Below are 24,934 nucleotides of genomic sequence, written 5' to 3'. Positions count from 1 at the left end.
AAAGTATTAAAAAAACTTGGAGTATGCTAACCGTTAAGTGAAAGACTATAAGGAGGGATATAATGAAGCTTTTTCGTGGAAAAGAAGCTTTAATTCAAGATACTGATCTTATAAAACCTTCAATATATACGCCTCTTGGAACAATTGAACTTTCACTTGCTGTCACCAGCGAATTTTATCTTCCTACTCACTGTTCTCAGCTCAAACATGGCGGATCACTATACCAGTATTACTACGACTCGTTTGATTGCGAGTTAGTGCTCTGTAATCTGAACCATAATCTTTCTTCACCTCAGGAAGTAGAGGAATGCTGGGGAGCCGTATTTAGAATCAAACCCAATACACATCATCGAATAAGCACATGTAGCTTTTCTGCTTCGTGGAAAGAGGGATACAGCTGGGAAGATTACGGATCTGACACGGGAGAAAATCTTGAAGCTGTCGAATATGAGAATGAACAGTACCACTTACACATAGGAACCCAAGATGCACCCCTGATAATGGGGAAAAGAAACCAAAGCGATATGATTCCTAAATCTCTAGATTTAGACTCTGATTCTGAGAAGTATAGTTTTGTCTTACATTCTGATCAAGGCATTGAAGTATCTATGACAGAGATTGATTCCCACCAGATATGCCAAGTACATTTTTTAATAGCGTGGAAGAGAAAAATAGAAGAGGATATTTCTACTTGGTTAGCTGTAGACCAGCCCACCAAAGAAATCTTAAAGGAAGAAGATATTTGGTAAACTATAAACGAAAATAGTATATAAAGAACAAGAGATACATCCTTGATCAAGTATTGGGAGAAGTGTGGTACTTTACCTATATATATAGGGTATTTTTGATATACGTCCAAGGTAAAAGGAGAGAATGTAAATGAACAACATAAATTCTCATAATTGCAACCTAAATATAAGTTATGACCTGCCTGATGAGGTGTGGGATAAAGTTTCTAAAGTATATGAGTGTATGCCAGGGTGGATGGGTTATAAAAGTGGAATTCCATATTGGTTCGGGTCTGAAGAGGATGATGTTTTTATTGAAGCATCCGTTGAGCCTAGTGGATTATCATTTTATGCACAGATGAATAACGATGATTGGATATCTTGGATAGAGACATTTAAGTTGGAAGCGTCAAAAGTGTTGGGTTTTGATGTTGGTGAACCTGAAGATGGATATGTGTGATGAAAGAAGGAGGATCTAATGATGAGTGATTATGGTACATTACATGAGTCAAACGGTCGTTATGCTTTGAGGTTTGAACGATTTCTTCATCAAAATCCAGAAGATGTTTTCCTTGTGATCACGAAGTCTAGTTCCTTCGCCCGATGGTATCCTTTCGCAACAGGAGAGATGGATCTGAGAATTGGTGGCAGGATTGCCTTCGATGATGGTGAAGGAACGACATATGAGGGGACCATTACAGAGTTAGAAAAGCCATATGTATTTGGTTTCCGTGAAGTTGATGATCTGATTAACATTTCATTGCAGGCAGAAGATAAAGGGTGTCGAATGATCTTTACCCATACGTTTAACGATGATTCATGGGCAGTGAATACTGCCGCAGGATGGCATAGGTGTCTGGATGTATTGGTGCAAATCATCAATGGTAAACCCATTCAGTGGCATGATAACTCCACTAAGCTGCGTGAAATCTATAGTGAAGCATTTAATATGGAAGGTTAACAGAAGTGTGAATGTGGTGTAGTAACTTTCATTCTACACGAATCCGGCCTTAGGCGCTTTTTTATTTATTTACAGTAGGTGTCGCACTTCATAGTACAATCCGTCAGATCATAAAATCCCCTCCAAATAGTCTTAAAGGGGATAATAGTGAACTTTTCTATTTTTCATTACTAATTAGACCAGAGTTCTTTAATCTGCTCTACCAAGTTATTTAACGTTTTACCATCTGTTTGATTTGTGAAATTTTTCATTTCTTCAGATTTCCCTTGGTACGCAGACAAAACATAATCATCATCAACAACATAATAAGTGGCATACCTAGTGAAAGAATAACTGCCTTGTTGCTCTGGCGCTGTTCCTTTTTTCACTGAAGCAACAATCTTCATACCTGGTTCTAAATCTGGTTCAACCCCTATGAAATCAGCATTGTAGAACAAGTTAGTAGTTTCATCAACCTCTTCCCCCACAATCACCTCATCCACTTTTACTTCATATGAAACAAAAGTAGGTTTATACGGCTCAATACCTTGAGCTTTATCTTTCTCTGCGGCATCACCCTCTGGTGTTCCTGGTTCTGCAGTTAAGGTAGATTGAAAACTAGGGTTTTGCTTAACAACTTCAGCAATAATTACTGCATCTGACATTTCTAATATTTGTTCAAAGGGAACATCAACGGATTGGGCTAAACTAGCATTACCTTCTGAAAGAGGATATTCTTTGCGAAGTTCTAGAATTCTTTCATCCGAAAGACTTGAGGTAATTGGTTTATTACTTGAGCAACCCATTACAACTAATACTACACTTAAAAATAATATAGTTATCAAGATTTTCCTCATCTTAATCTCCTCCATCTTAGTATTTGTTGTTAATATCATTTAAATCGTGTTGTCTAGGTACATAATAACCCTCATATTGGCCACCAGATCTCATGATTGACTCAACACTTGTAGGATAGTAACTAACATTGGGATGACCTAAACCCAGAACATGGCCTATTTCATGGACTATAGTAGCAACCTTGTGATTGCCTGGGTTAGAACTGCTATAGTTAGCGACATATGGTGACATATATATTTGAGCTGACGAAATCCTTTTCGAAGATTGTTGCACAGTTGATGAATCTATAACAATTCCGTCTGTTGTCTTCAGATCTGCTATTCCTAGTGTCCCGGCTCCACCCACACCAAATCTATCTGACCAATATGCCTTTGTTCCTGTGGCGATGTCAACGTTTGAAGAGCCATAACCGACTTTATCAATTACAATCTTCTGAGAATATGTTGACCATAACGTAGCTGCTGTTGTGTAGGCGCTTGTATAGTCGGAGTTTAATCGATCTCCGTTCACCTTAAGATAAGGTTTCCCATTACTTAAGTTATTCCATTTAACAGGGATTGCTGTCCAATTTGGAGCTGACCCGGAATAATACATTTCATGGGCACTTAGACTCGGACTAATAGAGAATACTGAGATTACAGCAATTAGAAAGAACGCCATATACTTTTTCTTGAAATTCACAACCCTACACCTCTCTTTTATGGGATAGTTTTCTAGTCTTAGAGGTTTACGATACAATATGATAGATAATATGTCAATTATTGGTTTACCATATGACATATTGTAAAAAAAAAGTGCGACAGTTCCTCTGTAAAAAATTCGTGAGTCGTAGGAATAAACGAACCCTAAGGCTCATCAATATCGTATAACAAAGTGTTAATGATGTGGGAGGTTTCCTTTTTGCTGTAAATAGTGGTGTTTCCTTAAAGGAGGATTTTAAATAATGAGAAAAAGGCATTCTATTGATAAAGCGGAGTGGTCAGAAACAAGAGAGAACCAGTATCACAAAGAATGCAAGGGTATTGTATTTGCATATGGCGATAGACTCATCGAAGTGGATGGCACGGTTTATTTGAAGGGAAAATAAATCCAAATTAAGGTAATTAAACCTCTTAAACGAAAAACATTTTGGTATGAAACATGGCTGAAGATCAAAGAAATTTACAATGCATAGTCTAATATGAAATTTAACATGATCACTTAAGAGCAAATGAAGGTTGATTAATCATTTTATGAGTCATATCAGGAGGTAATATATTTCAATGACGATAATTTGTCTCGAAGGTGCCAGTTCTGTAGGTAAAAGTACGACTTGTCAGCAGTTCGCTACACAATATGATGCATTTATTGTTCCAGAAACAGGGATTCTTTTTGAAACTCCTCATCTTGAAGGTAAGGAACTTATGATGTGGTTGCTGGAGAGACAAATTGAAAGATGGCATATAGCATATGAGAAGAATCAACAACATGAGTATGTGATTTTGGATGGCGATATATTTAAGATTTGGTACAGCTGGATATATGGTTATGAGCACCTATCTTTAGATGAAACAGCAAACTTCTTTAGAAAGAAGTTATTGGAAAATGAAATATCATTACCGGATGCTTATGTACTATTCTGGGCTGAAGAAGATGAGCTGCGCAAGCGAAAGGAGATGGATCAGACAAGATCCAGAAGAAATTTTGATAAACACCTACGCATGATTGAACCTCAAATGAGATACTTCCATTATCTTAATGAACTGGTACCAGGATATGTGGGAATTCATAAAGCAGAGTCTATAGCAGATAATGTACATCATATTGTAAAGCATAGCGAGACATTACCGGACATAAAAAAACGAGAGGTTGAGATCTTTGATAGAGTCATTGATTTCTATAAAAGTAACACTCCTTAATCTTAGTGTGATTTTAATATCAGATACCAAAGCTACTCTAGCTGTGCCTTGGATAACTGACCAAATACTGTGATCAAAGAAAAAATAAATATGCGAGGTGAGTTATGGACGTAAGAAAAAAATATAAACGTAAAATCGTTCGATCCAATCGACTATTTTATTGTTATGTTGATCCGGATATTGACGATGAAGGGATAATCAAATTACATATTGTTTCTGAGGATAAGAAGTTAATCGTCACTTATGAAGTGGGACAACACAGTATTAAGCATAAGATCCCATTTATAGTCATCATCGGAGAAGAATTCGAAGGCTGGACAACAGAATATATAGGATACAGAAGAGTACTAACACCGAAATGGAGCGATGAGATCATCACGCCAAAATTGGAAGACTGATCAGGAATACTCGGCATTTAAGAAATGCAGTAAAAGAAAGAGATTAGTGTTTAATAGAAGGTGAATGTTTCAGATCACATCATACGCATAGGGACCATTGCCCATTTGGTCCTGAGCCAGGTTAGAAGTGAACTCAGAGATATGACTTCTGTTACATGGAAGAATTTCTTCTCGTACCTGCCGGTTGTCTATTCACTTTAAAAAGTAAATAATTCTGCACATGAATGTGTAAAAATTTACAATTCCAAAGACTTATTGATATTTATATGATATGACTCAAGATCAGCATTAATACCTAATTTAATATTGATTAATTCCTCCTATGGAAAAATAGTGTAAATTAATATATATTTAGAATATAAACTATAAGGAGGAATAATGTTGAAAAAGATTCTGGTAAAAGGATTCCTTTTATTAACATCTATGTTAGTAGTTTTAGGAATGCTTCCTGTGGGGCAACCTACGGCTAGTGCAGAGACACAATACACTACTCATGAGATATCATCGGAAGTGGAGGTCAGTGTGCCTGACTCGGTCTATGGGAATGATGAAGATTTAAGTGTTATTGAGGCAATTAAGGACGATGGTTTAATAGGGCCGCTTGCAGAGATTGGACCTACATATCCAGGTACTAATGTACCAATGAGAGTTGGAGATGTGTTGTACTCTACTAAAACAATTGGTGGTAGTTCACAATTTGTGGGTCATGTGGGTATTGTAAATTCAAATTTTAAGGTGGTACATGTGACCCTGCCTGTAAACGGTGGGACTGTAGATAACATGACTAATTACATGTGGAGACACGGAGAAGGGGAAACCATAAAAGTATATAGACCCAAAAATGGCCGTGGTGTAGGAGCTGCTAAATGGGCGGTGTACAATTACAAAAAGGCTACACAATACCTTATTCAAATCGATTCACCCCTAGATACACTTACTCCAAACTATTGTTCCAAATTTATGTGGCAAGCTTTTTACTATGGAGAGGGTATTGATATTACTGATAAAGGTAAGACCGGTGATACTAATTTTTTTGTAACCCCTTCAGCGTTTACTAAGTCTAACCATTTTGTTTATACAACCTCTTTTAAAGCTGTACGCAACTAATAATGTAATAAAAGTTACACAGAAACTCTGACTTTTTTAAAAGTTAAAGAGTTTCTTTTCTTTATAGATTAAAGTTGATTTGGTAGAATTAATGCTAATATTACAGTTAGGAGGTTTATATGAAGAAAACGGGAAGCATAAAAATGATTCTGAGTGGTGCTATAATTCTAATCATATTATTTATTGTCGGTTTTTATGTATTCTTACAGTTCAAATACAATTCTCTTGAAGCAAGCCTAAAAGAACACCTTATAAATGTCGAGGGATATAAAGAAGAAGAAATTGTTAGTATAGAAGCTAAGTTGAGTTCTATGCCTAAATATCCTGTATATGTTGTATTTTCAGATGATCCAGAAACTAAATATATTTTTACGGATGGAGATGGAGAGGTTCCGAAGTGGCATCAATTAGATCCTAAGACTCCTCAGCGTTTACAAAATAGCGAAGAATGATTCATATCTCCTTCAACCTAGCCATTAATTCTAAACGGCGACCTTTTTCCAGATTCAATTGGAAGAGGTCGCCGAGTTAGTCTTGGAACGTTTCTTGATTAATGTTCAGCGCATAAGATAGTGGAAATAGGGTGGATGAAGTCGTAGAATTGATTGAAAATTATTTGTAAGTGAAATTGAGGGTCAAGTCCATCGCATAACAATATATTCACGCTTCGGGGCCTGCGGCCCCTTGGTCCGCCAGATGGATTTCGAGGAAGTGAATCAGGCGGACACACCTGCGAGGCTAACTGCGCTGGCGCGCAGCCGGCTCCTGCGGAACCTTAAGCCTCTCGGCGTCGTGAATACGGTAACGTTATGTGAAACAACCACTCGAAAGCAAAGGGACGATCGAATGATAAAAATAAATGAAAATGAATTATCAAAACCTCTTAAAATCATAATGGGAGATAGTTTTAAGTCGAGAAAGATTAGAACCATTCTTGCAGAACATGTATGGGAGCATCTGTCTTATGAAGAAGGCGTTGAAGCAGCAAGAATTTGTTATGATTTTCTCGAACCACAAGGATACATTCGATGCGCAGTTCCCGATGCTTTTTTTAGGGATGGATGGTTCGTACATAACTATAAGACAATTACAAGCATGTTTGAAGAAGCAGGATTCACGATTAGATTACTGGAATATTGTGACGAAGGTGGAGAGTTTCATTATAACGACTGGAATCCTGAAGATGGTTTTATTCATAGATCATTTCGGTTCGATCACAGAAATAAGAATAATGAATTAGGATTTGTGTCGCTTATAGTAGATGCAATAAAAGAATTGTCTGAGTAACTGGAAGAAGTGAGTGGCATCACATAACATAAAATTCACGCTACGAGCGCCTTGGGTCCGGCATTTGCCGGACACCCGACATACGTCGGGTCGTGAATACAGGAACGTTATGTGAAATACCGGAAATCACTTATTTTAGAGGGGGGAGTTATGCAACAAGTGGATCTAACCATAACTCTTGAAGAGCTAGACGACGAAAAGTGGGATGAACCGAATTTTGCTTCTCGATTAGTTCTCCGAGTAAATGAATTAAGAAAGAAACCTCTTTGTGAATTGAATACTGAGGATTTAAGGCTTTTGATCGGGCAACAAATGAGTCTAGATCTTCTTTTACCTCTTGCTTTGGAGAAATTATTGGAGAACCCATTGAGATCAGGAGATTTGTACATGGGGGATTTATTTTGTTCGGTGCTCAAGGTAGAGCAGGAATATTGGGAAGAACATAGAGAACTGAAGAACGAATTAGATGAAGTAATTAGAACATATGAAGAGGCGAGAAAGACATTAGAAGAGTACATAAATAAATACAGAAGTGATCCTATTTAAGGGTATTCAAGGAGGCTAAGTACTTTAGTTAACATTATATTCATGCATCGGTCATAAGCCCTTGGTCCGACAGTTGCCGGTCACCCAGCATAAGCTGGGTCGTGAATACAGAATCGTTAGGTGAAAACCTGCTAGACATATAAATCGAGGAGATTCCAAGATGGAGAGAACAAATGTAAAAGTAGAGTTCAGTATATTTGGAGATCAATTTGACCTCAATATAATTACAAATACATTGTTAATTCCCCCCACAAGAACTTGGGTCAAAGGCGATCCTATACAGAGAGATCTATTTCGTAAGGAAACGTGTTGGGAGTTAGCTACAGAGTACGAAGGATCTTTGGATATCAATGATCAGATCGATAAGGTTAAGATTCTAATTCAGGATCGAAAAGATCAAGTTGTAAAATTAATTAGGCAGAACAATCTTGAATGTAAGTTTGAAGTCGTAATTAATATTGAGAATAATGAAAAGCCAGCAATGTATTTAAATAAAGATACCATAAAGTTCATTTATGATTTAGGGGCGGAAATTGATTTTGATTTATACATTTATAGCTAAGAATTGATAAGAAGATTCAAAGATGAGCAGGACACAACATAAAACATACTACTAGAAAGATGAAAGTTATGTTGCTTCATTAGGATGAAATAATAATTACTTTAGAGCAGGGATGCGGGAATTCTGAGAATATTTTTGAAGTCAATCTATTTGTTATCTGCTGTAGGAGTCGGCGTTGGATGCTTTTATTCATTCATATTTTTTATCTTTAATATTGGCGATGGTTTGATTAGTAATGATAACAAGCCTGCTGCTTTCGGGGTTGCTGCTTTGGCGGTAGTAGGAACAATCGTTTTTTTAATGCTTGGCAGACTCATTTACAATTCCAACTCCTATATTGGCCCAAGTATTGTAATCATTGTTGTTACCGCTATTCTGACTTTGCCAGTTGTCGATGTGGCTAATAATGTGATTGGTACTTATCAAACACACCGCGTGAAGCCTTATGTGGAAAGTTATATGAATGACTTAAAAACAAGTTTTGTTGAAAAAATAACACCATTGGAATTTGATTATACCGAAAGCAAGACTGAAACTCTACGTTACTGGAGTAATAATGGACATGATATTTGGATTAAATTAAGAAAGAAAAATGAAACACTGACATCATGGGATTTAAATAACGTAATTAATGCCTTACCTTCAGCTAAGTATGGAGTAAGAGTATTCATATATTATAAGAGCTTTAAAGAGTATCCAAACGATCAGTATTATATTGATTTTACGATTCAAAATAGCCAAACTGTTCAACCTTATTGTAATTCGGATGATTTTGAACATAATCTATGTGATTTTGTAAAAGGAAAATAAATAATGTCGAGAAAATATAAAAGTGAAATGTAGAACAAGGGTATTAGGAAGTCGAAGGCACTGGATAACTGATTCGTGCCATTCTTGCGAGACATTATGAAGTTATTAGGATTGAAGGGTAGTAAAACTGAAGAAGAAGAAGAAGGAGTTTCCAAATTGAAGAATCAAAAGCGTTTAAGATTTTGCTATTTCTTTTGATGATACTAGCCCTAAGTGGTTGTATTTCAATTAAAGGAGGATCTTAAATAATGAGAAAACGACATTCTACTGAAAAAGCGGAGTGGTCAGAAACAAGAGAGAACCAGTATCACAAAGAATGGAAGGATATGGTATTTGAATTTGGCGATAGACTCATTGAAGTGGATGGCACGGTTTATTTGAAACGAAAAGAAGTCGAGATTAAGGTAATAAAACCTCTTAAACGAAAAACATTTTGGTATGAAACATGGCTAAGGATCAAAGAAATCTACAATACATAGTCTAATATGAAATTCAACATGATCGCTTAAGAACCAGTGAAGGTTGAGTAATCATTTTGTGAGTAATATCTGGAGGTAATTGAATGACGATAATTTGTCTTGAAGGTGCCAGTTCTGTAGGTAAAAGTACCACTTGTCAGCAGTTCGCTAAACAATATGATGCATTTATTGTTCCAGAAACAGGGTTCCTTTTTGAATCTCCTCAACTTGAAGGTAAGGAACTTATGATGTGGTTGCTGGAGAGACAAATCGATAGATGGCATATAGCATATGAGAAGAATCGACAACATGAGTATGTGATTTTGGATGGCGATGTATTTAAGATATGGTACAGCTGGATATATCGTTATGAGCACCTATCTTTAGATGAAACAGCAAACTTCTTTAGAAAGAAGTTATTGGAGAATGAAATATCATTACCGGATGGTTATGTACTATTCTGGGCTGAAGAAGATGAACTGCGCAAGCGAATGGAGATGGATCAGACAAGATCCAGAAGAAATTTTGACAAACATCTGCGCATGATTGAACCTCAAATGAGATACTTCCATTATCTTAATGAACTGGTACCAGGATATGTGGGGATTTATAAAGCAGAGACTGTTGCAGATAATATACATCATATTGTAAAGCATTGCGAAACATTACCGGACATAAAAAAACGAGAGATTGAGATTTTTGATAGAGTAATTGATTTCTACAAAAGTACTACTCCTTAATCTTAGTGTGATTTTAATATCAGATACCACAACTACTCTAGCTGTGTCTTAGATAACTGACCAAATACTGCGAACAAAGAAAAAGAAATATGCGAGGTGAGTTATGGGCGTAAGAAAAAAGTATAAACGTAAAATCGTTCGCTCCAATCGATTATTTTATTGGTATGTTGAACCGGATATTGACGATGAGGAATAATCAAATTACATATCGCTCCTAAATGGAGTGTAATTGCATTGGAGAAATAACTTAGACACGTGTGGACTCTTTTGAAAACGTATACGTGGAAACAAGATTATGTAATCAATATTTAAATAAAGGGAGAGTAACTAATGCAGATGAAACGTGGATGTCATATGGTAAACAAAGTAATCGCTTGTGTTCTATCATTCATATTTATCATTATGGCAATAGCAGCACCTACCCACGCTGATGAGAAACAGGTTGAGACTACACCATCCAGGATTCCTTTATCCAATTTAGAGGAAACGATTGATGCTTATGTAGCCTCGTATGAGAAGTACACCGCTGCCGTTTCGGTTGTGGCTATTAAAGATGGTGAAACCATTGTGAACAAGGCATATGGTTACGCAGATATTGAGAATAAGCGAAAGGCGGATACCTCTACTGTGTTTGAATGGGCTTCCATCTCGAAACTGTTGGTCTATACGAGTGTGATGCAGCTTGTCGAACAAGGAAAGCTTGATTTGGAGACGGATATCCAGGAATATCTGCCAGAGGGATTTTTCAAAAAGCTGAAATACGATGATCCAATTACCCTCTTGAACCTGATGCATCACAATGCGGGTTGGGAAGATCAAACAGTGACGGAAGTGTACTATTACGACGAGAATGAAAATGTTGATTTAGGAGAAACGCTGCGTAAAAATGAGCCGAAACAGATCTATAAACCGAATAGCATAGTGGGTTATTCGAACTATGGCGTTGGTCTAGCCGGTTACATCGTGGAAGAGATAAGTGGCCAACCTTTTTATGAGTATGTCAATCAACATATATTTAAACCCCTTCATATGAACGACACTACGATTCATCCAACGGGGCAAGATCGTCCAGACCTCGTGCAAAGAAGGAATGAGATTGAAGGATATACGAAAGATTTGAAACTGATCCCTGAGAACAGAGTATTCGTTACGTTTTATCCGACAGGGGCAGCCATCGGGACAGCAGAAGATTTAGGCAAATTCCTTGCAGCGTTGATGCCTGTCGATGATAGCAATGTATTATTTGCAAAAAGGGATACGTTAGACGAAATGTTGTCAACAAGTCTATATTATGACGGGACTTCGATTCCTCGATTTGCGCATGGGTTCGTTGAGATGGAATATTGGGTACCTACACTGTTGCACGAGGGGAATCTGAAAGGATTTTCAAGCAAAGTTGTCTTTGATCCCAAATCTAAATTTGGGATGGTCGTCATGACAAACCAGTCTTTTGAGGAAATTTATTATTATGGGCTTATTAAAGAAATTTTCGGTGATAACGTCAATTCTAATATAGTTACTTCGGAGGGGGGAGGATATTTTCAATCCGCACGACGGGCGGCCTCTAGATTTACTAATTTATTTACAGCCCTTGATATAAGGAAATTCACAAAAGCTGAATTAAGTAGTTCTTATCATGTTGTCGAGCATAATGGTGTTGTTGATAAAATTTCCTTTACTCCTTATATTGATTACTTGCCTATATCGAATGTAAAGGTAAACTTGATAAAGATATCTTTTATTCCTGCTGTGCTTGCCGCCATTTTCAGTTTATGTGCTTTGCTCGGCTATGTAATCCGGATGCTTCTTAACAAACGAAATAAACGAGGAAAGCCTACCACCAATTTTAATAAATACCATCTTGCAATTAACTTTGCAGGTGTGGCACTCCTTCTTAATCTTTTCATCATACAAACGAAGTTAAGGTTTCCAAATTATCCTGCTTATTCTTCATTACGGATCAATTTAATGTTTAACCTACTTTATGTGGTTCTGGCAGTGGCGTATCTTGGCTTACTTATTTATAAACTACGGAAGAGTAGTTACAGTAAAAAGCAAAAGGTGATGTACATCGTGTCTGGCATCTCGGCTCTCATATTGGCTGCTTTTGTTGTGGGGTGGAATTTGTATGTTTAGCAGGGCAGAAGCTAAATGAGTAACTTAAGCATTATTGATAAATGCCATGATTAGACTTCGTAATTCCGATCTTAGCGTGTGAGATGTCAAAGGATAGATCAGAGATAAGGTGGTCACAGAATGGAAACTAAAATGCTGTTTGGCGTGGGGTTAGTCTTCGATACTCCGGAATTCGGAACCATCGTTATGGGGGCTAATGAAGAGTTGGATGAACTACTTCCTTCAACAATCAAAGAGATGATCGGTAAACAGATTATCATCAAAAAAACGGATGGGAAAGAGCAAATATTTGAAGTTGTTTCTACTCAAATTAACCATTCTATAGCCGGCAAAAAAAATATCGGTATATGTTTGGGTAAAAGTATATCCCCAGACGAAATACCTGCGGGTTCAATCGTCTACTGTTATTCATCAGGACAAATTGATCAATAGTGCAGCTTGGGTAAAGATGCTATGGAGTAGCGGTTTGTTATTGAATTTACTGTGCCCATCTCTACTTCATAATATCCTATATATTCCGAAAGCATCGAAAGTCGTCTGATTCCCTATGGGATGAAGAAGGGACTTCCTTTTTATTTAGATAGCTGTACAAGTTACTTAGGAAAAGAAATTCTACGCATTAAAAGTAATTGTATTAAGATTTACTTAGTCATTAGGAAAATTGTAATACCAAGCCTACACTTTTTGAACAATAAAAAGATTCAGCGCTACCAGTGCTAGCTGATTATTAAGTAGTTAGGGAATAAGAACTAATTTTAGTTCCTGAGACATAGGTGTTTTCCTTCGCATATACCACAATATGGGTTATTATGTATGTAGTCAGGTAAATACAGTATGTTTGTAAATTAGATGATCCACAACATAATTGAAAGGAATCATAACAAATGAATTTTGAAGAAACAGTATCTGATTTTTTGCTTCTTAAAGATGGCGAGAGTGCTTCGAGACCCAGAGGATATTATAAAGATCTCATTGTTTTTTATGCGTATCTAAAGTCCATTGATGTATCAGATAACAACATAACTGAATTTGTAAAGGGAATAAATACGGACACAATTATTAAAAGCATAGATTTTTACATTAAGCAAAATAACATAAAGAAAATGTCCACAGTTCAGAGGTACGTTTCGGCAGTGAAAGAGTATCTTTTATATGTTGTTACTACTGGATATGTCAGTAACACTGGATTTATTCAAGAGTTAGGAGCACCAGCTTACACAGAAGAATCCTTTAGAAATAAAGTTAACCTATACATAGCTGAATGTACTTTGCTTGATAAATCTGCATCTTATGATCCATTAACTTATCATGAAGTAAAAGATTTAATTGCAGAATGTAATCTAGCTTTAGATATTCTTACTACCGGAATAAAAAAAAGTAAGGAGATGAATATGACAACAGCAGCATTGATCATTAAGTTAATTTTATTAACTGGCATTCCTTATAGAGAAATTATAAAGATACCACACAACTCTTATAACAAAAGTTTGGGCTCTTTTTGCATTAATGGGATGACTATTAGATTACCAGAAGGCTTAATAAAACAATTTAATAGTTATATAAAATTGAGAGAAAAGATAACCCATGTGAAAGAATTATTTGTAACATATGATGGTCAGAAATTATCATCTAATACAGCTCAAGTTGTGTATTGGTTGAAACGATTATCAGGTAGACAAGATTTAACAGGAATCATAAAATTTGCGATTGTTCAAATGATGAAACTTGATGTTAACCAAGTTATTATAGAGAATTTCACAAAAGTTGGAATGAAAATTATTCAATCGTGTAAAGATCAGTTTCTGTTAGAGCAAGGGTTAACAATAGAAGTTGATTTAGATTCTAAACTAAGAAGATCGGAGATCTTTAATATTTTGTAGAGTAATCTAAGTTTGTTACATTCTTCACTACAGAGAAAGAGATTTCATTGAGCTTTGGTCACTGAATGAGGAGATAGAGAGGAATTTCGACATAAAACCAGTTGGATTTATGAACAGTTAGATTTACTACGGAGTTTATTCATGAAGGAGGAAGATCATGTGGGATTTCATTGATGGAATGATAAAAATTATGCCACTAATTGTTGCTGCATTTGCTATAGCAAGATTTATGATTACTACTATGAACAAATCAATTATTGAAATAATTCTAACACCAAATATTAAGAAACATTGGGAAGGGTTTTACGAACTTGTTGTGCTTTCATTTATAGTTACAGCGGGAATATCTGTTCCGGGATTTATTAAATCTCCTCTTTCGGATCAAGTCATCAATATTCTTTTTTTTATTGATTTAATTATAGTATTTGTTACAGGAATTACAGTATTTGCTTTGCTAATTATTAATATTTGGAAGGATATCAGTGGTAAAAAAAAATTAATTGATTTTATTGTTTTAGGAAACTTTATATCAATTGTATCGCTAATGGCTCTTAGTTTTACATTATACAAGGTAATGAATCAAGTATTAATTGATCATCAATATTCAGAACTTTTGTTTGTCTATATGGGTTGTACGTTTTTTATTTTTTCTCTCTTTCAACTATATAGTATTGTGTATAGAACTCTTACTAAACCGAAGAAAAAAATATATCAAATGGAGTCAATTGAGTCTTCCAAAATTAATGAAGAATTAAAATCCCTCAAATTTGAATTTATGTTGGATGATGAACGACATGTACTTAGTGGATTATCACTCAGATCTTCTTTAGATTTACCTTTATATATTTACTATCCTAAAGAAGAGAAATTGATTAAGTACTTTAGGATTGAGCGTTAAAACTGGTTCCTAATTACAATGCTGATATCAAGGTGAGTCCTAAAATTATAAAGATATTAACAGTAAAAGAAATACAATTAAAAGATGATTATATTATTCGAGGAGTTCACCTTATTATGAATAAATTAGAAGAAATCATTCAGTACTACGTTGACAACAAGGAAGACAAGAACGCCGAAAATGTGGAATTCCTACAAGAGAATGTGTTAGGTAAGTCTAGTAATGAAATAGCTACTTTAATATCAAAAATTTTACCCGAAGAAGTGGGAGGGATTGTTGCAATATCCGGATTTCATTATCAATTTTTAGTCGCGATTGAGTATATGATAGATATGCTCAATGGCAAATGGGATTACATATTTATAGAGCACCTCGATGACATTGTGGTTGGGAAAGATAATTTAATAAGATTCATTCAAGTTAAAACCAGCGAGAAAGTAATGATAGAGGCTACTTCTAGTCCTGCGTCCGGTTTGTACTATCGTACACCCATTGAAGGTAGAATTGAAAAGAAAAACAACAGTTGGATAGATAAGTTGTTTTCTAAAGCAGAACTGCTCCAACAGAAAGACGGGTACATCACACAGTTTCAATTATATTCAAGTTACCATTATATAAAAACTAAGGGTTTCGATTTGGATGTGTACACTGGAAACACTAATTACGATATGGATATTGTCAATACGGATCACTTGTTATTAAAACTCAGTGCCCCTGCTTGTGATAAAAATGGAGAACGTTATGATTATGAAATAAAATGTGGAGAGAAACCCGAGGAACTTTTAAGAAGATTTTATTTATATACGGGTATGAGTCTTCATAAGTTAGAGGTATTTGAGGATCATTTGTGTATGAGACTTAGTGAGTGGTTATTCCGTGATGTTGGGGATAGGGTGAGGATTCATCCCAACGATTTAAAGGTTTTAATTGGCCATTTATGCACGAGATGTACATATAGAGATAATACAGAAAGATTACTTATCACTAGGGAGAAATTGGAGGAGATTTTGGATGAAATTAGAGCAAGGTGCTTAGATTCGGTGGAACATACCTCTGAGATACATGGAAATATGTCAGCTGTTTCTAAAACTATTGATTCCATAGTGAGTGAAATTGAAACCTGCGCGCACGCATCTGTATTTAAAGATAAATTATATACCTATCGTGATTATCTAAAAAGATGGATTGATAACGGAGGAAATATCAGGGCTTTAATAGAGCGATATGTTGATGGCACAATTAAAAGTTCTGCTTATGCTAACTTACAGGAATTAAATAGGGAGCAAAAGATGCATGATTTTTTCAATATTGTTTTCATTATGATGATAGTCAAAGATTCCTTTCTTGAATTCACTGATTCGAATAGTCTATTAACAAAAAAATGTACAGTATCTAACCTGCTATTCTCTTTTTTAAGTTTGGAGTCAAGAAATAACTTACAAGCAGGTATACAGAAACTTGAATCTATCATTCAACAATTAGACACAAATGATCATCTAAATATGTTGGATAAAACGCTAAGAATAGTATTTCAAAATTATACAGATAGAAGATTTACAGGAACCGTTCGTCATGAAATAAAAAGCTCTTCAGACATTCAAATAGAAGGATTTGATGATGAGCAACCTCTTAATAAGGTTACGTATCTTGTTGACATCATTCCAGGAGTAGAGATGAAATTAGACTTTTCAGAAGCTTTAAATGAGCAAGATTTTTTTAGAGAAAAAATGCAAGAAATTTGGGAAAAGTACTGCGGTGAGGTGAGCTGATGGATATTTTTAATACAACACATAACCGATTGCTTGATAATGGTTTTGCCGTGTACTACAGTAAAGAAATTGAAGCTTTGGGTGCCTCATTTTATAAGTCAACTATAAATAATGTGGTGTTGAAAAAACTTCACTATGACGAAGAGCTAAGTTTAATAAGAACATTTTCGTGGGATTTAAGATCTATATTAATGGAAGGTAAGGAGAATATATGGAATACATATGTTTTATTCTGTGTAGATGATGAAATTGATTTCGAAACAATCTATAAGATCGAACGTGATACTAAGTCGTTACGCAAATATGCTATTTGTAGTGAATTAGATCTAAACCGGATACCTTTTTTAGACGAATATAGAGAGATAAAAAAGCCAACTAAGAATGATGTGGTTGTAGGAGATGGAAATGAGTATCTGAAAGAAATTATTCATTTTATTGAAGAGAGTGACGGAAGACAGAATAAATTGACTGTTGATCAGTTAAATGCGCTTATGAATAAAATAATAAATATGGTGGAGCTGCGCTATGAAAATAGACAAAATAACTCTTAAAAATTTTAGGAACTATTATGGAGAAGTTTCATTTGATTTGAGGAGAAAAATAACCATTCTGCACGGAGATAATGGATTTGGAAAAAGTTCTTTTTTTGATGCCATTGAATGGTGCTTTACAAGTAAAATTTCGCGTATGGATGGCACTGATGCAGAAATAAAAAGAGACATTTTTAATAAACGATGTAAATTCCAAGAGAATGAGGTTTTATCAGTTTCTATTGAATTTGATGGAAACACATTAACCCGTTGGTTCAGTGTTACTGGAGATGAACATGGAAATGACTATGGATATACGCAGGTTGCCTTAAATAGTAGTGATGGAAAATCTTATCGGGGGCAAGTGGACGTTGAATCATTCTTGAAGCAGGGAACTTTAGATCAGACAAGCTTTGGACGCGGCAGTTATGGACAACTTATTAAACAGACATTTATATTATCTCAAAGCCAGGTCGCAGATTTTGTTACATCGGAAGAACCTTCTGAACGATTCAGAGCGCTGGCGGATATTATGGGATTCAGGGCTTTACTTAATGAGTCAGATAATATGAAAAAAATACACACGTCTTTGATTAAGCAATCTGAGGCTATAAATAATCAAATTACATCACAGGAGAATTCAATTAAGGGAAAGGAGGAAGTTAAAAAGGAAGTTAATATTTTTGAGTTTAATAAGAAGTTACTCGATATTGGGTTTAAAGAGTTTGATAGTAATATAGATACTCAAATTAATGAATCTCACGAGCAGGCACTTTCAGATAAGGTTAATGCCGAGAAGTTTTTGGAGCTTTACAAAGAGATGAATTTAGAGCGTTTTGAAACTGTGAGAATTATTGTGAATCAAATTTCAGAAAAAGAAACAATTCATGAAAAATTGAAGACCCGAGGTGAAGAAGTAAAAGCATTATTGAAGAGAATAAATCAAAGAACTGATTCGCTTATAAAAGAAAGTGAGAATATTCAGAATTACAATCAAATGCGAAAAACCATTCAAGAAAAGGAACAAGAGTTAGCCTTATATGACATGAACTCCGTGGGCTTAGATAAGGTCAGGGAGAAACTAAATGTTACTAGACCGAAGGCCTCGTCCTTAGAATTTATGCTGTCTTTCCAACCTACAATTGAGCAAAATTTAGAGCAGCAAAAAAAACTACCGGCTAACAGGGAACTCTCTATAAAAATGGGAGCTACTCTTAGAAGAAGAAAAGAAAAGTTAGTGAATTTGACGGAAAAACTATCTTTGGTTATACAAGAAAACAAGGACAATTTACTTCTTCAACTTATTGCAAACATGAAAGATATACAAGGTTATGTCGCTGCAAATAACTTGGAGAGATGCCCGGTATGCTCTTCTACCCCCGAAGAAAACTTGGAGACTTGTATTGATCATAACATTCTTTCATATACAACAAAGTTAGAAGAGGATACTTCTTACGTTAGTAAAGCTATTTCATTAAGAAGTAAGATCTTGAATAAGTTGGCCAAAACGGATGATAGAATAAACGAAACGAGCAATAATATCACAAAATTGAATTTAGAATTGGAACGTTTGAAAGAGGAATATAATAATTACAGAAATAACGATTTGTTTTCTGAGGAGCTAAGTCAAGCTGCGGTTTCTGAATTAAACGATGAGTTAAACAAGGTAAGAGAAGAAATTATCTTGCAGCAAAAAATCATCGAATTGAAAATTTCATCTGAAAAACTAAAAGATGAATTGAAGGATTTTGGAAATGAAAATTCTTCAAAGATAATAAAAACGGAAAATGAGATAGAACAGTCGATTCAACGAATGAGAAGGGCGAGTGGCAGAATAGTAAAACATCAGAATCAAATTGAGAGCAATATTAAACAACTGTACTCTGATATTCAGGATAACCAAATTATTGTAAAGCGACTACATCCATTTTTAAAGCCAGAACAGTACGATATTCCACTCCAATCGTTAATTTCTAAAAATAAAGATTTGATTTTCAGTAATGAACGAAAAATAGGCAGATTGACAGAGGTAAGTCAAGTGCAATATACAATTAAGCACAATCAGGAAATCCAAAACCAAATTCAAGACGTCAAAAAAACAATTGAGGATCTTTATAACAAGAAAACTGAAATTGATCAGATTGCTGATTCTCTGAAGAAATATATTATGCAGTTATTTGACTTCTTCGATTCAGACACAAGGGATTATTTGAACGACAATAATTCTCCTATACAAAAGTACTACAGGTATTTGAATCCACTTCCATCTAACGATCTGATTCAGTTCGACGGAGCAGATGAAAAATTGTCTATTAAAGTTGTTTTTGAGGATAGTTTTGAAGAAAGTAATGCACAAAATATATTGAGTTCTGGGCAACTAAACGTCTTGGCAATCTCTATTTTTTTGGCAATTAATGAAGCTCAAAATATTATTGCTCTTGATTTTATTGCAATTGACGATCCTATTCAAAATATGGATGATGTAAATCAGTATTCTATTTGTGATGTGTTAGGTCAGTTGGATAAGCAAATTATATTTTCTACACATGATTTAGACTTTGTGAAACTATTCTTGAAAAAGAATGAACATAAAAAAGAAGATATGCAGGTGTTTAACTTTACAAGCCCATTCCTTGTTCAGAATAAAATTCAGCATATTCTTTATTAATGATATTAAAATACACATCTAACAAATCATATAAGTAGTGTTAGTAAATCCGTTGGATTTGGAGTCACACGATTTCATTAATTGATAAAAACGGCGGATCCACAGAACTTAGCCTTCATGATGTTTTTCTGAACACTTTATTTTAGACCAATTCACAATTTTATTAATTTGTGTGAGAGTCAAACAATTGAGGCATAGCCCGACTATTATATGCTTATAGAAGAAGCGCACTCAATGCCATTATCTAATTAATGTTTTTAGATTTTATTCGATATCCGCATTATAACGATAATATTTTATATTACAATTCGGATAAGAAGAGAAATGAACTTCCTGTCAGTAGCCATCGCCTTAAAGTGACCGTGTTTACCATTAACATGACATGGCGCAGTTTAGACCCATCAGAGAGGTGGATGTATGAGCCGGTTGCTTGACTTATTGGAAGAGGAACGGCGCAAGCTTAATCAGCTTGGAGAGGCATCCTTGAAGCAAGCGATTCCGTTGTGGGAGAATCTTGAGGTTCAGGAAAAGAGCCGAAGGGTGGATCAACTGGTGGCTCGAGTGGGTGAAATGAAGGCGAGTTATAACCGAGTTGTACGATGATGTGAGGTACATAATGCGTTGGGGGAGGAGAAGCAATGGATGTTCCACCGTGGTTACAACGAGCAATTCAGACTAGGCTGGATGAGGTATCTACCCGGATTGAGCATGATCCTGAACTGAGTCGTGTACGTGGGGAAACAGACGAAGCGTTCGAAGCTTTGTTTGGAGGTGAGGATGTCGAGCAGACACCTGAATATGCTGAGTGGGAGAATTGTTACATTGTCAGTAAAGGAATAGAGAATGAAAGGTTGTACATGCAGGGGCTAAGAGATGGCATTCAGCTCACAGTTTCCATACTGGGCCAGTCAATGCCGGAGGAGACCAATACGAAGGCTAATCAATTCACTAACGCGAACTCATAGTCAGGGGAAGCGGCCCCGCTCTTAACTTAAAAAACCCCAGCCGAAGCGGTATGTTACACGCTTCGGCTGGGTTTTTAACGCTCTACTTTTCCAAAATCCAATTCTTACTTCGCACTCACCGATTTAAACCAATCATTCACTTCTTGCGTGATCTGATCTCCGCCATTGGATTTCCAGTTGGCGACAAATTGGTCAAAGGCATCAATTGGCAGATTGCCGTAGATGATTTTGTTGAAGGTTTCCATCTCGGACTGGCGGAGCAGGTTCCATTTGGATACCATGGTTGGTGTTGCAGCGCCAGTAAAGTAGTTTTGTTTACGGATGTCGATCTGGGACATAACGACTTTACCTGCATACCAGTTTTCCGGTTTACGGAATTCGGCCATTTGTTTCTCGTACGGTGTTTCAGGCTTCTCGCCGTTGGCAAGCTTCACGAGTGTTTTCATGTACAGATCCGGGATACGTGCTGGGCCGGTCAGGAACGGGAATTCGTTGGAGAAGTCTTTGATCTTCTCTTTGTCACTGGTCGGTTGTCCGTCAATGATATCCCAGTCGTAACCTTTGGCGAAGCCGTATTCATACTCACTGCCCGCTTTCGGGTTCGCAAGGTTATCCAGCAGGTAGTTGTAATACAGGAAGATGGCTTCTGGATGCTTCGCATCCTTGTTAATCATGATACTTGCGTTGACACCAGAGTTCTGCCACTTCGTACCGATCTTGCCGTCTGGGCCAGCTGGAACAGGGTAAGCTTTATACTTAGAGCCAGGTACGTTCTTCAGCAGGTCAGGTGCAGGCCAGTCCGGTACCCAGTTTGCGCCAGGCAGAATGCCTGCTTTGCCAGCTGTCCAGCTTTCAGCGGATTTGCCTTCGTCCCACAGAGCGGAGTCAGCGTGGATATAACCTTTATCCATCCATTCAGCCAGCTTGGCAAGGGCTTGTTTGGCACCCGGGTTAACGGAGCCGTACTCGAGATTGCCGTTCGCGTCTTTGTTCCATTGCTCTTCGATTGTGCCGTATGCACCGAACAACCAGTCGAGCTGCCCCATCCAGGTGTTGGTGTTATTTTTCAGAGAGATCGCCAGAGGGAATACTTTGTCTGGAGACAGACCGTCCGGGTTCTCGTTTTTGAATTTGTCCATGATGTTCTCAAGGTCTGCGATGGTTTTCGGCGCTTCCAGGTTCAGCTTCTCCATCCAGTCCTCGCGGAGCCAGAGCAGTGTATCGTCGTTATCGGTGTACTCCATGATCGGCATGTTGTATTTCTTGCCGTCCTTGGTGAACGGATACCACAGTTCAGGATGTGCTGCTGCGTGATCTTTCAGGGTCTGACTCGCGTACTTGTCGAACAACTCATCGATGGCGATGAATTGACCGGAGTCGATCAGTTGATTGGTCAGTACCGCATTGGTGGGTACGGTGACGAAATCAGGGAGCTTCTCGCCAGAGGCGATTGCCAGTTGCAGCTTTTGTCTGTATTGATCGTCATTGGCTGGATACCATGTATCTTTATGCTTCATACCCAGCGTTTCGAGCATCCAGCGATCGTGCACGTTATTTTCTTTGGTATCTCCTTGCACGTATTTCTTCGGCATTAATACCGAGCTGAACTCGATCGGTGGATCATATTTTCCTTTAGCAAAAGCAGCTTCTGCTTCCGCTGAACCGACAGTTCCCGGCGTAGTATCGGTACCATTGTCACTGGCTGTCTCGCCACTGCCGCACGCAGTGATCGTGATGAGCGCGATAACCATGAGCAGTGACCACCATGTTTTAAATTTGATCATTGTTCAATCCCCCTACGGTGTATGATCTTTACAATGTAACTGTACCAATTTGGGCGGGAGGGCATCTATATGAGTTTGTTAGTTTTGATAGGACTCTATTAGTGAATGTTCCAAAAGAACGGTTTTCAGTCATGTTATTTATGCTGGTCTCTGTATTCCTGCGGCGTAACGCCAAACTGGCGCTTGAACACTTTGATAAAATAAGCCGGGTCCATATAACCAATCTCCATGCTGATTTCATACACTTTTTTGGTGGTCGTCACCAGCTTGTGGCAGGCCCGATCCATGCGCAGGCGCGAGATATAATCACTGATGCCTTCGCCCGTTTCGATCTTATAGATTTTGGACAAGTGGGTTGGGTGCAGGTTCACATGATCTGCAAGCACACGCAAAGATACATCCAGATGCAGGTTCTTATCTGTAAAATCCTGAATCTTCTTCACATAATCGGAACGAATATCCTTAATCTCGTTGGATGTGCCTTCCTTGAGTTTGCCGAGCACGCTGAGCGACCATTTCCGCAGTTTGCTGATGGTAGCGAAAACTTCGCCGCTTTGCAAATCCTCGACATCGTTTCCCATTAAAGTGGTCAGGGTCAGCTTGTTTCGGTGAGCAATATTAGTGAATGAAGCTGTAATAAGAAAACCTGCCTCCATGCAATGTTCCCAGGATTCCGACCATTTCTCATCCAACTCGGCGCAGACTGCGAGGATTTTCTCTTCGGCGGCATCCCACTGTCCGCTTTCCAACAGACTAATGAAGGTGGGCGGGGTGTACAGTACATCCAAAGGGCCTTGTGCCGCAGGTGTCTCGACATCGCTGACGCGCATGACAAATTCGCGTTCGTCGCCAACGATCTGCCGGAAATAGGCTGAAGCCTGACGGAAGCGATCGTAAATCTGTTCCGGGAAGGTGAACCACTCGGTGATAACGATGGAGAGGGAGCCTTTCAGAAACTGTTTTACTTTGGATTGAAGCTGAATCGATAGCTTCTCCAGCATGGTTTCTTTGCCAATATCGCCTTTCCGTTCTTTCAACTGAAGCAAAAACACCAGATATCCGTGCTCCTCCTTGACGCCCCACACTTCCATAAACTCACCCATTATCTCTTCCGCCATATTGATGATCGCATATTCGATCAGGGTCTGATCATTGCTGTCATAGTGTCCGAATTCTTCTTCCAAACGAACCAACATTAATGCGGCATCCCCGGTGTGAAAGGGTAGATCGTAATTGGCGAGCTTCCGCTCCCATTCGGCAGCGGCGATTCGTTGTCCCTGCAAAGCCCCAAGGAGCAGTCTTCCTCGCAAATGGGGGAGATTCTCTCGCAACGTAAACTGCGTTCGTGTCAGTGAACTGACCAGTTCCCATTCATTGTTCAATTGATCGATGGCTTTCTGCACAGCACCCATTAATTCATCGTCAGTGGGCGGCTTCAACAAATAGTCTACGGCTTCGAACTGGATGGCTTTTTTGGCGTAATCGAATTCGGAGTACCCGGATAACAGGATACATTTTATTTTTTTGTCCCGGATGCGAATGCGTTCAATCAGTTCAATGCCTGTCATTTCGGGCATCTGAATGTCCGAGATCACGATATCGATGGGGTGGGTGTCGATCATTTGTAGTGCTTCGTGTGCCGAGTAGGCTTTATGCACATGGTCAATCCCCAGCGTATGCCAGGGCTTGGTCATGGACAGATTATCGACCCAGTGTGCTTCATCGTCTACGATCATCATTTGCATTATAATGTCTCCCTTGGTGGTTGAACTAAGGTATATTTACACTTGCCACTCCGATGACAGAATAACCTTCCGATCGCTGTTATCCCCAGATTTATTGAATGAATTTTATAAGGTTTAAATCTGGGGATAGCTTATGCTTCCGATGTAGCTTTCTTTCAGAAAGCTTTCAGGCGAACACTTCGTTTCTTCAGGTTTTTTCTGTCCTCTGCGTTATCGTGTACATGATC

Annotated in this window: 27 protein-coding genes; 23 read left to right on the top strand and 4 right to left on the bottom strand. The window is 37.4% G+C overall.

Translation table 11 applies throughout. From position 1 onward, the window contains the following. Nucleotides 1–62 precede the first annotated feature (62 nt). The 3 genes from QF049_RS15695 (at nucleotide 63) to QF049_RS15685 (ending at nucleotide 1,689) form a co-directional block, all read left to right on the top strand. Nucleotides 63–749, top strand: coding sequence for a hypothetical protein (locus tag QF049_RS15695; protein ID WP_307538687.1), 687 nt, complete (start codon nucleotides 63–65; stop codon nucleotides 747–749). Between the two features lie 130 nt (nucleotides 750–879). Continuing rightward, nucleotides 880–1,188 (top strand): hypothetical protein, encoded by a 309-nt coding sequence (locus QF049_RS15690; RefSeq protein ID WP_188310533.1) that lies wholly within the window; start codon nucleotides 880–882, stop codon nucleotides 1,186–1,188. 18 nt (nucleotides 1,189–1,206) lie between these two features. Next, nucleotides 1,207–1,689, top strand: a complete 483-nt coding sequence (locus tag QF049_RS15685) for an SRPBCC family protein (RefSeq protein WP_307538684.1) — start codon at nucleotides 1,207–1,209, stop codon at nucleotides 1,687–1,689. 170 nt (nucleotides 1,690–1,859) lie between these two features. On the opposite strand, the gene QF049_RS15680 is transcribed toward QF049_RS15685, so the two are convergent. Together QF049_RS15680 and QF049_RS15675 are read right to left on the bottom strand one after the other, a co-directional pair. Continuing rightward, on the bottom strand, nucleotides 1,860–2,525 hold the full coding sequence (locus QF049_RS15680; protein WP_307538682.1) for an outer membrane protein assembly factor BamD: 666 nt from the start codon (nucleotides 2,523–2,525) through the stop codon (nucleotides 1,860–1,862). A 16-nt stretch (nucleotides 2,526–2,541) separates the two neighbouring features. After that, entirely contained in the window at nucleotides 2,542–3,306 is a 765-nt protein-coding gene (locus tag QF049_RS15675; protein WP_307538680.1) for a zinc-dependent metalloprotease family protein, read from the bottom strand. 163 nt (nucleotides 3,307–3,469) lie between these two features. On the opposite strand from QF049_RS15675, the gene QF049_RS15670 reads away from it, so the two are divergent. The 20 genes from QF049_RS15670 to QF049_RS15575 all read left to right on the top strand — a co-directional run bounded on the left by QF049_RS15670 (nucleotide 3,470) and on the right by QF049_RS15575 (nucleotide 21,178). Beyond that, entirely contained in the window at nucleotides 3,470–3,613 is a 144-nt protein-coding gene (locus tag QF049_RS15670; protein WP_307538678.1) for a hypothetical protein, read from the top strand. 175 nt (nucleotides 3,614–3,788) lie between these two features. Continuing rightward, on the top strand, nucleotides 3,789–4,424 hold the full coding sequence (locus QF049_RS15665) for an AAA family ATPase (protein ID WP_307538676.1): 636 nt from the start codon (nucleotides 3,789–3,791) through the stop codon (nucleotides 4,422–4,424). A 104-nt stretch (nucleotides 4,425–4,528) separates the two neighbouring features. Beyond that, nucleotides 4,529–4,822: a hypothetical protein gene (locus tag QF049_RS15660; protein WP_307538673.1), complete on the top strand. Its 294-nt coding sequence runs from the start codon at nucleotides 4,529–4,531 to the stop codon at nucleotides 4,820–4,822. 378 nt (nucleotides 4,823–5,200) lie between these two features. Beyond that, a complete protein-coding gene (locus QF049_RS15655) occupies nucleotides 5,201–5,929 on the top strand; it encodes a C40 family peptidase (RefSeq protein ID WP_307538671.1) in 729 nt (242 codons plus the stop codon). A 119-nt stretch (nucleotides 5,930–6,048) separates the two neighbouring features. Beyond that, nucleotides 6,049–6,381: a DUF3139 domain-containing protein gene (locus QF049_RS15650; RefSeq protein WP_307538669.1), complete on the top strand. Its 333-nt coding sequence runs from the start codon at nucleotides 6,049–6,051 to the stop codon at nucleotides 6,379–6,381. 340 nt (nucleotides 6,382–6,721) lie between these two features. Then, nucleotides 6,722–7,216: a class I SAM-dependent methyltransferase gene (locus QF049_RS15645; RefSeq protein WP_373428258.1), complete on the top strand. Its 495-nt coding sequence runs from the start codon at nucleotides 6,722–6,724 to the stop codon at nucleotides 7,214–7,216. A 150-nt stretch (nucleotides 7,217–7,366) separates the two neighbouring features. Continuing rightward, nucleotides 7,367–7,762, top strand: a complete 396-nt coding sequence (locus tag QF049_RS15640) for a contact-dependent growth inhibition system immunity protein (RefSeq protein ID WP_307538667.1) — start codon at nucleotides 7,367–7,369, stop codon at nucleotides 7,760–7,762. A 160-nt stretch (nucleotides 7,763–7,922) separates the two neighbouring features. Beyond that, nucleotides 7,923–8,324 (top strand): DUF4279 domain-containing protein, encoded by a 402-nt coding sequence (locus QF049_RS15635; protein ID WP_307538665.1) that lies wholly within the window; start codon nucleotides 7,923–7,925, stop codon nucleotides 8,322–8,324. Nucleotides 8,325–8,459: 135 nt separating this feature from the next. Next, nucleotides 8,460–9,134 (top strand): hypothetical protein, encoded by a 675-nt coding sequence (locus tag QF049_RS15630; protein ID WP_307538663.1) that lies wholly within the window; start codon nucleotides 8,460–8,462, stop codon nucleotides 9,132–9,134. A gap of 248 nt (nucleotides 9,135–9,382) precedes the next feature. After that, the gene (locus tag QF049_RS15625; RefSeq protein ID WP_307538660.1) at nucleotides 9,383–9,613 is read left to right on the top strand and encodes a hypothetical protein; all 231 of its coding nucleotides are present in this window, start codon (nucleotides 9,383–9,385) and stop codon (nucleotides 9,611–9,613) included. Between the two features lie 83 nt (nucleotides 9,614–9,696). Beyond that, on the top strand, nucleotides 9,697–10,332 hold the full coding sequence (locus QF049_RS15620) for a P-loop NTPase family protein (protein ID WP_307538658.1): 636 nt from the start codon (nucleotides 9,697–9,699) through the stop codon (nucleotides 10,330–10,332). Between the two features lie 330 nt (nucleotides 10,333–10,662). Then, nucleotides 10,663–12,468 (top strand): serine hydrolase domain-containing protein, encoded by a 1,806-nt coding sequence (locus QF049_RS15615; RefSeq protein WP_307538656.1) that lies wholly within the window; start codon nucleotides 10,663–10,665, stop codon nucleotides 12,466–12,468. Between the two features lie 120 nt (nucleotides 12,469–12,588). Beyond that, nucleotides 12,589–12,900 (top strand): hypothetical protein, encoded by a 312-nt coding sequence (locus QF049_RS15610; protein WP_307538654.1) that lies wholly within the window; start codon nucleotides 12,589–12,591, stop codon nucleotides 12,898–12,900. Nucleotides 12,901–13,352: 452 nt separating this feature from the next. Continuing rightward, the gene (locus QF049_RS15605) at nucleotides 13,353–14,348 is read left to right on the top strand and encodes a hypothetical protein (RefSeq protein WP_307538652.1); all 996 of its coding nucleotides are present in this window, start codon (nucleotides 13,353–13,355) and stop codon (nucleotides 14,346–14,348) included. Nucleotides 14,349–14,505: 157 nt separating this feature from the next. Then, nucleotides 14,506–15,246 carry a hypothetical protein gene (locus QF049_RS15600; protein WP_307538650.1) on the top strand — a complete coding sequence of 247 codons (741 nt, stop codon included), beginning with the start codon at nucleotides 14,506–14,508 and terminating at the stop codon, nucleotides 15,244–15,246. A gap of 116 nt (nucleotides 15,247–15,362) precedes the next feature. Next, on the top strand, nucleotides 15,363–17,015 hold the full coding sequence (locus tag QF049_RS15595) for a dsDNA nuclease domain-containing protein (RefSeq protein ID WP_307538648.1): 1,653 nt from the start codon (nucleotides 15,363–15,365) through the stop codon (nucleotides 17,013–17,015). Beyond that, nucleotides 17,015–17,566 carry an ABC-three component system middle component 1 gene (locus QF049_RS15590; RefSeq protein WP_307538646.1) on the top strand — a complete coding sequence of 184 codons (552 nt, stop codon included), beginning with the start codon at nucleotides 17,015–17,017 and terminating at the stop codon, nucleotides 17,564–17,566. Before QF049_RS15595 ends, QF049_RS15590 begins: the two co-directional genes overlap by 1 nt. Next, entirely contained in the window at nucleotides 17,541–20,213 is a 2,673-nt protein-coding gene (locus QF049_RS15585; protein ID WP_307538644.1) for an AAA family ATPase, read from the top strand. Before QF049_RS15590 ends, QF049_RS15585 begins: the two co-directional genes overlap by 26 nt. A 417-nt stretch (nucleotides 20,214–20,630) precedes the next feature. Continuing rightward, on the top strand, nucleotides 20,631–20,816 hold the full coding sequence (locus QF049_RS15580; RefSeq protein ID WP_307538642.1) for an aspartyl-phosphate phosphatase Spo0E family protein: 186 nt from the start codon (nucleotides 20,631–20,633) through the stop codon (nucleotides 20,814–20,816). A gap of 35 nt (nucleotides 20,817–20,851) precedes the next feature. Further along, entirely contained in the window at nucleotides 20,852–21,178 is a 327-nt protein-coding gene (locus tag QF049_RS15575) for a hypothetical protein (RefSeq protein WP_307538640.1), read from the top strand. Nucleotides 21,179–21,282: 104 nt separating this feature from the next. Here QF049_RS15575 and QF049_RS15570 read toward each other — a convergent pair whose 3' ends face one another. Continuing rightward, the gene (locus QF049_RS15570; RefSeq protein WP_105597812.1) at nucleotides 21,283–22,962 is read right to left on the bottom strand and encodes a type 2 periplasmic-binding domain-containing protein; all 1,680 of its coding nucleotides are present in this window, start codon (nucleotides 22,960–22,962) and stop codon (nucleotides 21,283–21,285) included. 134 nt (nucleotides 22,963–23,096) lie between these two features. Continuing rightward, nucleotides 23,097–24,707 carry a response regulator transcription factor gene (locus tag QF049_RS15565; RefSeq protein WP_307538637.1) on the bottom strand — a complete coding sequence of 537 codons (1,611 nt, stop codon included), beginning with the start codon at nucleotides 24,705–24,707 and terminating at the stop codon, nucleotides 23,097–23,099. Nucleotides 24,708–24,934: the final 227 nt, after the last annotated feature.

It is taken from the genome of Paenibacillus sp. W4I10, from assembly GCF_030816325.1.
Lineage (GTDB): Bacteria > Bacillota > Bacilli > Paenibacillales > Paenibacillaceae > Paenibacillus > Paenibacillus amylolyticus_B.
Note: the sequence above shows the minus strand (reverse complement) of the source record. Positions and strands in the feature narration are given on the sequence as shown.

Excerpts from the sequence above, each read along its gene's own strand:
- QF049_RS15695 (WP_307538687.1), top strand. The coding sequence starts at position 63 with ATGAAGCTTTTTCGTGGAAAAGAAGCTTTAATTCAAGATACTGATCTT.
- QF049_RS15690 (WP_188310533.1), top strand. The coding sequence starts at position 880 with ATGAACAACATAAATTCTCATAATTGCAACCTAAATATAAGTTATGAC.
- QF049_RS15685 (WP_307538684.1), top strand. The coding sequence starts at position 1,207 with ATGATGAGTGATTATGGTACATTACATGAGTCAAACGGTCGTTATGCT.
- QF049_RS15680 (WP_307538682.1), bottom strand. The coding sequence starts at position 2,525 with ATGAGGAAAATCTTGATAACTATATTATTTTTAAGTGTAGTATTAGTT.
- QF049_RS15675 (WP_307538680.1), bottom strand. The coding sequence starts at position 3,306 with ATGTCATATGGTAAACCAATAATTGACATATTATCTATCATATTGTAT.
- QF049_RS15670 (WP_307538678.1), top strand. The coding sequence starts at position 3,470 with ATGAGAAAAAGGCATTCTATTGATAAAGCGGAGTGGTCAGAAACAAGA.
- QF049_RS15665 (WP_307538676.1), top strand. The coding sequence starts at position 3,789 with ATGACGATAATTTGTCTCGAAGGTGCCAGTTCTGTAGGTAAAAGTACG.
- QF049_RS15660 (WP_307538673.1), top strand. The coding sequence starts at position 4,529 with ATGGACGTAAGAAAAAAATATAAACGTAAAATCGTTCGATCCAATCGA.
- QF049_RS15655 (WP_307538671.1), top strand. The coding sequence starts at position 5,201 with ATGTTGAAAAAGATTCTGGTAAAAGGATTCCTTTTATTAACATCTATG.
- QF049_RS15650 (WP_307538669.1), top strand. The coding sequence starts at position 6,049 with ATGAAGAAAACGGGAAGCATAAAAATGATTCTGAGTGGTGCTATAATT.
- QF049_RS15640 (WP_307538667.1), top strand. The coding sequence starts at position 7,367 with ATGCAACAAGTGGATCTAACCATAACTCTTGAAGAGCTAGACGACGAA.
- QF049_RS15635 (WP_307538665.1), top strand. The coding sequence starts at position 7,923 with ATGGAGAGAACAAATGTAAAAGTAGAGTTCAGTATATTTGGAGATCAA.
- QF049_RS15625 (WP_307538660.1), top strand. The coding sequence starts at position 9,383 with ATGAGAAAACGACATTCTACTGAAAAAGCGGAGTGGTCAGAAACAAGA.
- QF049_RS15620 (WP_307538658.1), top strand. The coding sequence starts at position 9,697 with ATGACGATAATTTGTCTTGAAGGTGCCAGTTCTGTAGGTAAAAGTACC.
- QF049_RS15615 (WP_307538656.1), top strand. The coding sequence starts at position 10,663 with ATGCAGATGAAACGTGGATGTCATATGGTAAACAAAGTAATCGCTTGT.
- QF049_RS15610 (WP_307538654.1), top strand. The coding sequence starts at position 12,589 with ATGGAAACTAAAATGCTGTTTGGCGTGGGGTTAGTCTTCGATACTCCG.
- QF049_RS15605 (WP_307538652.1), top strand. The coding sequence starts at position 13,353 with ATGAATTTTGAAGAAACAGTATCTGATTTTTTGCTTCTTAAAGATGGC.
- QF049_RS15600 (WP_307538650.1), top strand. The coding sequence starts at position 14,506 with ATGTGGGATTTCATTGATGGAATGATAAAAATTATGCCACTAATTGTT.
- QF049_RS15595 (WP_307538648.1), top strand. The coding sequence starts at position 15,363 with ATGAATAAATTAGAAGAAATCATTCAGTACTACGTTGACAACAAGGAA.
- QF049_RS15590 (WP_307538646.1), top strand. The coding sequence starts at position 17,015 with ATGGATATTTTTAATACAACACATAACCGATTGCTTGATAATGGTTTT.
- QF049_RS15585 (WP_307538644.1), top strand. The coding sequence starts at position 17,541 with ATGAAAATAGACAAAATAACTCTTAAAAATTTTAGGAACTATTATGGA.
- QF049_RS15580 (WP_307538642.1), top strand. The coding sequence starts at position 20,631 with ATGAGCCGGTTGCTTGACTTATTGGAAGAGGAACGGCGCAAGCTTAAT.
- QF049_RS15575 (WP_307538640.1), top strand. The coding sequence starts at position 20,852 with ATGGATGTTCCACCGTGGTTACAACGAGCAATTCAGACTAGGCTGGAT.
- QF049_RS15570 (WP_105597812.1), bottom strand. The coding sequence starts at position 22,962 with ATGATCAAATTTAAAACATGGTGGTCACTGCTCATGGTTATCGCGCTC.
- QF049_RS15565 (WP_307538637.1), bottom strand. The coding sequence starts at position 24,707 with ATGCAAATGATGATCGTAGACGATGAAGCACACTGGGTCGATAATCTG.